Origin of the sequence: Streptomyces sp. NPDC059787, from assembly GCF_042732315.1 — a bacterium.
GTDB classification, from domain to species: domain Bacteria; phylum Actinomycetota; class Actinomycetes; order Streptomycetales; family Streptomycetaceae; genus Streptomyces; species Streptomyces atrovirens.
Map to the genome: position 1 here is coordinate 1 of NZ_JBHWHX010000108.1, position 1,941 is coordinate 1,941.

1 protein-coding gene is annotated in these 1,941 nt (G+C 61.1%); it reads left to right on the forward strand.

Translation table 11 applies throughout. The annotated features are described in order from the left end of the window. Positions 1-588: 588 nt before the first annotated feature. Positions 589-1,851 (forward strand): group II intron reverse transcriptase/maturase, encoded by a 1,263-nt coding sequence (gene ltrA / locus ACFV5H_RS37770; protein ID WP_385199182.1) that lies wholly within the window; start codon positions 589-591, stop codon positions 1,849-1,851. The last annotated feature ends 90 nt before the right edge of the window (positions 1,852-1,941 follow it).

The following is a 1,941-nucleotide window of genomic DNA, read 5'->3' on the forward strand; positions in this document are numbered from 1 at the left end:
TGGGTGTTTGTGTCCTGAACGCGGAAAGGGATCTGTTTGTAGGGCAATCCCTGGAAGCGATGCTGTGCGAGAGATGAAGGTATGGCCCTTCGAAGTCGCCCTGCGGGGGGAGGCTTCAAACCGCCTCATGCTGCGTTGGCTGAAGACCGTCGTGGTGAGCGATGAGGAAAAGGCATCCAAGAGGTGTCAGGTGGGGACTGGGAAGACGAGTGCAAACGAATCACTGCTGACGTGTCGTAAGACCTTCAGATGACATCAAAACCGGGGCGTATACCCAGCTCCGGGATAAGTCTGGCGGGTGCCCGTTTATTGGCCAGGCGATGTCCGGCATGCAGGTGACGTGAGCCCAGTCTGCTGCTTTCGCATGGAACAGGAGAAGGCACGTCCCGACACTGTCCGCCCTTGTGGGCGGGCGAGAGGGAGAGCTCCAAGCGGCCGAAACCGTGAGGGGTTGAGTACCGAGGCGGGACATGCCGGCGGACCGGTTCGTAGTAGTGGTGAAGCCCCTGTAACGGGGGTGGAGCGAAGGGACCGGGTCGTTCGTGACTGAGTGTGTCGTATCAACCGGAGCTGTCCGGGAGGAGTCCGATGGACCAGTTGAAGTCACCAGCCAAACCGTTTGATATCTCGAAGTGGGAAGTCAAGGAGGCGTGGGAGGAAGTCAGAGCGAACAAGGGTGCGCACGGAGTGGATGGGCAGAGCATCGACGACTTCGAGAAGGATCTGAGGAACAACCTCTATAAGGTCTGGAACCGGATGTCATCGGGCTCGTATTTCCCTCCTCCTGTGCAGGCGGTGGAGATTCCAAAGCCTCATGGCGGTGGCATGAGAATGCTCGGCATTCCGGCTGTTGCCGACCGGGTGGCTCAGACTGTTGTGGCTCGTCATCTGATGCGAAGGGTGGAGCCTGTTTTCCACCAGGATTCCTTTGGATACCGGCCCGGGCGGTCTGCGCTGAACGCGGTGGAGCGTTGCAGGGAACGCTGTCGGAAGCGGGACTGGGTGGTGGAGTTCGACATCGCCAAGTTCTTCGACAGCGTGCCCTGGGACCTCCTCGTCAAGGCGGTGGAAGCTCACACTGACGCCGTTTGGGTGAAGTTGTATGTGGAGCGGTGGCTTGCTGCACCGCTCAAGATGCCCGACGGTTCCCTGATGGACCGCGAGTGCGGCACTCCGCAAGGGGCTCCGGTCTCGCCTGTCCTGGCAAACCTGTTCCTGCACTATGCGTTCGACCTCTGGATGGACCGGGAGTTCCCCACCGTCTGGTTCGAGCGGTATGCAGACGATGCGGTGCTGCACTGCGTCTCGGAGCGGCAGGCCAACAAGGTGTTGTCCGCTCTGGAGAACAGGATGGCCGAGGTCGGATTGCGACTGCATCCGGACAAGACCCGGATCGTGTACTGCAAGGACGGGAAGCGTCGGGGCTCCTTCGGAGCCACGGCATTCACCTTCCTCGGGTTCACGTTCCGGGCCAGGTGCAGTCAGGATCGCAACGGCAAGCTCTTCTTGTCGTTCGACCCCGGTATCAGCAAGGACGCTCTGAAGAAGATCAGCGGCGAGGTGCGGTCCTGGCACCTGCATACGCGCTCGGATCTATCCTTCACCGACCTCGCCCGCAGGATTAATCCTGTGGTGGCGGGGTGGATCAACTACTACGGCCGGTTCAGGCCGAGCGAGTTGACCCGTTTCTGGAAGCGCGTCAACGCCTACTTGGTGCGTTGGATCCGCCAGAAGTACGAACGGCTTGCGCCGCTGCGGAAGGCCCTTGCGAAGCTGCGGGAGATCGCTCAGCGGTATCCCCGCATGTTCGCGCACTGGCGCTGCACGACGGTGGCCGCGTCAGGTTGGTGATCAGAACGGCAAGAGCCGTGTAACGGGAGACTGTTACGCACGGATCTGTGAGAGCCGAGGGGTGAGATCCCCCTCGGCTACTCGGCGGTG

Coding starts and splice junctions, on each gene's coding strand:
- ltrA (WP_385199182.1), top strand. CDS start 589: ATGGACCAGTTGAAGTCACCAGCCAAACCGTTTGATATCTCGAAGTGG.